The sequence below is a fragment of the Aeromonas sp. ASNIH8 genome, assembly GCF_002919855.1.
Lineage (GTDB): Bacteria > Pseudomonadota > Gammaproteobacteria > Enterobacterales > Aeromonadaceae > Aeromonas > Aeromonas caviae.
This window is the reverse complement of sequence record NZ_PQLN01000182.1, coordinates 1-3,440: the sequence shown is the minus strand read 5'-3', so window position 1 is coordinate 3,440 and position 3,440 is coordinate 1. Positions and strand designations below refer to the sequence as shown.

At 58.9% G+C, this 3,440-nt stretch carries 4 protein-coding genes and 1 pseudogene; all 5 read left to right on the top strand.

The window, feature by feature from the left end:
* The coding region (locus C3418_RS23085; protein WP_146054136.1) for an RNA-guided endonuclease TnpB family protein at positions 1 to 478 on the top strand (478 nt) is incomplete at its 5' end.
* A 503-nt stretch (positions 479 to 981) separates the two neighbouring features.
* Positions 982 to 1,425, top strand: coding sequence for a translesion error-prone DNA polymerase V autoproteolytic subunit (gene umuD, locus C3418_RS23080; protein ID WP_069785121.1), 444 nt, complete (start codon positions 982 to 984; stop codon positions 1,423 to 1,425).
* Entirely contained in the window at positions 1,406 to 2,665 is a 1,260-nt protein-coding gene (gene umuC, locus C3418_RS23075; protein ID WP_103859356.1) for a translesion error-prone DNA polymerase V subunit UmuC, read from the top strand. The genes umuD and umuC overlap by 20 nt, the downstream gene beginning before the upstream one ends.
* 269 nt (positions 2,666 to 2,934) lie before the next feature.
* Positions 2,935 to 3,159: pseudogene (gene ssb, locus C3418_RS23070) on the top strand (single-stranded DNA-binding protein); the annotation flags it as partial.
* Positions 3,160 to 3,252: 93 nt separating this feature from the next.
* A partial coding sequence (locus C3418_RS23065; protein WP_181023087.1) for a transposase domain-containing protein occupies positions 3,253 to 3,440 on the top strand: 188 nt, incomplete at its 3' end.

The window sequence follows — 3,440 nt, the reverse complement described above, 5'->3', positions numbered from 1 at the left end:
CCGCCGCGATTACCTTCACAAGGTCACAACGACTATCAGCAAAAACCACGCGATGATCGTCATTGAGGATTTGAAGGTTGCCAGCATGTCAAAATCAGCAGCGGGCACGACCAGCCAGCCGGGGCGCAACGTCCGGGCAAAATCAGGGCTGAATCGTTCGATATTAGATCAGGGCTGGTTTGAGCTGCGCCGCCAGCTCGAATATAAGCAGGCATGGCGAGGCGGTCAGGTGTTGGCGATAAACCCGGCCTACACGAGCCAGCAGTGCGCCTGTTGTGGGCATACTGCGAAGGATAACCGCCAGACGCAAAGCCAGTTTAAATGCGCTGCGTGTGGTTATGAGGCGAACGCCGATGTGAACGGCGCTCGCAATATTTTAGCGGCGGGACACGCCGTTTTAGCCTGTGGAGGCGTGGTGCAATCAGGCCGCCCGATGAAGCAGGAACCCGGTACTGCGCGAGCAGCTATCACCCAGTAATGGGAATCCCCCTCCTGTGACGCGAAGCGCTAAGGTGGGGGAGGATGTCAATTTCAGGCAGATGTTCGCGGCTCTGCTGCGAGCATGTTGCAGCCCGTTGCCGCAAAACCGGGTTGCTGGGGCTAGCCACCCACGCCCCTTCCCACTGGCGGTGGGTTACTCCGTTTGCGCAGTCGGTTTTCTACGTTTAATGCGCCACTCATGCTGACAGAGGGTGCAACACCGCTCCATCGAGTAGCCGATCTCAATGCAGCACCCCCCCAATGCCACTTCACGGCGATCGCTCATCGCGACCAATTCTTCAGACGGCATGCCATAGACGATATCAACACCACTCTTTTGCCTGCAGGCCGGGCAGATATATTTCCTTCGTCTCGTCATCTTCCATTGACCATGTTGTTACCGATTGAGGCCATGCTACGCGATCCTGGCCAACCAAAACTTGCGTTGATGCAAACATTGGGTTTTATAATGGCTGTATGGATATACAGCCTTGCAGCATGATGAACCTACTCACCCCAGACCTTTCAGCCACTGAGGTGGCCATGCCGCTGTTCTTGCAGCGGGCCTCTTGCGGCTTTCCCAGCCCCGCCAGCGACTATCTGGAAGGCAGTCTCGATCTCAATCGTCACTGCATCAGCCATCCGGCCGCCACCTTCTACCTGCGTGCCGAGGGGGAGAGCATGACCGGGGTCGGTATCTTTCCCGGTGATGTGTTGGTGGTCGATAAGAGCCTGACCGCCCGCCACGGTGACGTGGTGATTGCACTGCTCGATGGCGGCTTTACGGTGAAGATCTTGCAACTCACCCCCCGGCTCGCGTTGCTGCCCGCCAACCCAGCCTTTGCCCCGCTGGCGGTGGATGCCGAGCAAGGGTTTGAGCTGTTCGGGGTGGTGACCCATGTGATCGGTAATTTGAGGCAGCGTGATGGCCATTGCGCTGGTTGATGTTAATAACTTCTACGCCAGTTGTGAGCGGCTGTTTCGCCCCGAGCTGCGTGGGCGACCACTGGTGGTGCTCTCCAACAACGATGGCTGCGTGGTGTCTCGCTCTTACGAAGCCAAGGCGATGGGCATCAAGATGGGGGTGCCCTACTTTCAGATACGCGAGCCGTTTGAGGCGCATGGCGGGGTGGCGTTCAGCTCCAATTATGCCCTCTATGGTGATATGTCGAGCCGGGTGATGAGCACGCTGGAGACCATGGCCCCTGAGCTGGAGGTCTACTCCATCGATGAAGCATTTCTGGCGTTGTCGGCGTCGTTTGCCGGGGATCTCACCGCCTATGGGCAGCAGATCCGCCAGCGGGTGCTGCAGTGGACCGGCCTCACGGTCGGGGTCGGCATTGGCCCCACCAAGACCCTCGCCAAACTGGCCAACTATGCCGCCAAAAAGTGGCCTGCCACCGGCGGCGTGGTCGATTTGCACGATGAACTGCGCCGGGCCCGGCTGATGGCGATCACCCCGGTGGAGGAGGTGTGGGGGATTGGTCGCCGCTTGACGGTCAAGTTACAACGGCAAGCCATACACACGGTGGCCGATCTGGTCGCCAGCGATGCCAAAAGGTTGCGCGCCCAATTCGGCGTGGTGGTCGAGCGGATCGTGCAGGAGCTACGTGGCCTGCCTTGCGCAGAGCTGGCCGTTGAACCGGTGGCGAAGCAACAGATCCTCTCCAGCCGCTCGTTTGGCGAGCGGATCACCGAGTGCGCGGCAATGGCACAAGCCCTGGCGGGGTTTATGGCTCGCGCTGCCGAGAAGCTGCGGGCGGAGGAAATGTGCTGCCAGCGGGTGCACCTGTTTGTGCGCACCAGCCCGTTTGATGAGCAGGCCCCCTATTACAGCGAGCAGGCCGGCGTTCGGCTGGTCTGCCCAACCGATGACACCCGTTTGCTGCTGCAGCAAGTGAGCGTGCTGCTACCGCAAATTTGGCGCGACGGCCATCGCTATCAAAAAGCGGGCGTGATGCTCAGTGAGTTCACCCCCAAGGGGCAGCAACAGGCCGATCTGTTTGCCTCGCCCTCCCCTCAATCGGATGCGCTGATGGCGGTGCTCGATCAGATCAAGGCCAAAGGATTGGGAAAAGTCGGCTTTGCCAGTCAGGGTACGGGGTCACCCGAGTGGATGATGCGCCAAGCGCACCTGAGCCCCTGTTACACCACCCGTTGGGAAGATCTGCCGGTGGCACGTTGACCTCCTCCCCTCCCTCAACAAGGCGAAAGCCGCCCCCGGCACCAAATGGTCACAGCTACGTGATGGGGAGTCGCGGGTATGGTGGTTCCCGATTGCGGAGGGCGATGCATCACTCCCCCTCTTCACCCGCACCAAGAGTCAATCCGTCGAGGGCGAGTAAGTGTGGAGGGGCGTACCCTTTCAACCGGCGCAATTCGATACAGTAATGGGATGAACGATTGCGATCGTGACCCCGCCGACTTTCTATCTATAAAAAAATTGGAGCAAATATGGCAACTCGGGGTATCAACAAAGTCATGCTGATCGGCCATCTTGGCCAGGAGCCGGAGGTGCGGCAGATGGCACAAGGGGGGGCGGTGACCACCATCAGTCTGGCGACCTCCGAGAGTTGGCGTGATCGGCAAACCGGCCAACAGCAAGAGCGGACCGAATGGCACCGGGTGGTGTTTATAGGCAAGATTGGTGAGATTGCCGGTCAGTACCTCAAACAGGGCCGCACATGGCGCAATGCTGATCAGTTAAGGATCCATTGACCGATCCTTCTGCTGTAGGACAATCCGGAACCAATCACTAGTTACGGATTTTTTATGTCTATTGCAAACGATCTGAACGATGTTGTTGAGGCATCTGGCGACATGCTGGCTCGGCTGGCCATTTTTGCCGACCATATTCCCGACGAATGGATTACTGCCGCTGCCGCCTTGTCTGAAAAGGCCACTATCCGCCGACGCCGCTTACCTTCTGATATGGTCTTGTGGCTCGTCGTGGGGATGGC

Excerpts from the sequence above, each read along its gene's own strand:
- umuD (WP_069785121.1), top strand. The coding sequence starts at position 982 with ATGAACCTACTCACCCCAGACCTTTCAGCCACTGAGGTGGCCATGCCG.
- umuC (WP_103859356.1), top strand. The coding sequence starts at position 1,406 with ATGGCCATTGCGCTGGTTGATGTTAATAACTTCTACGCCAGTTGTGAG.